Origin of the sequence: Flavobacterium amnicola (genome assembly GCF_004122165.1) — a bacterium.
Lineage (GTDB): Bacteria > Bacteroidota > Bacteroidia > Flavobacteriales > Flavobacteriaceae > Flavobacterium > Flavobacterium amnicola.
Genome location: NZ_SBKO01000026.1, coordinates 1 through 276 on the forward strand (window position 1 = coordinate 1; position 276 = coordinate 276).

Annotated in this window: 1 protein-coding gene; it reads right to left on the reverse strand. The window is 44.2% G+C overall.

From position 1 onward, the window contains the following. Positions 1–276 (reverse strand): hypothetical protein (locus EQG63_RS12170; RefSeq protein WP_206733274.1); only part of this gene is annotated, 276 nt, incomplete at both ends.

Genomic DNA, 276 nt, shown 5'->3' on the forward strand with positions numbered 1-276 from the left:
CACTTAAAGTAACAGTAGCTGTAGCAACTCCTGAACAATACGGACTTCCAGCATAACTAATACTTGCTGTTGGTAATGCCGTAATGGTCACGCTTGTTGTAGCGGTTACCACTCCACATCCACCTGAGGCTAGTGTTGAATAGGTAACAGTATACGTTCCTGGAGTAGATGTACTTGGGGTAATTGCTCCTGTTGTCGCGTTTATTGTTAATCCTGCTGTAGAAGCATAACTTCCTCCTGTGTATGCACCTGTCCCTGTTAAAGTAACTCCTTGTG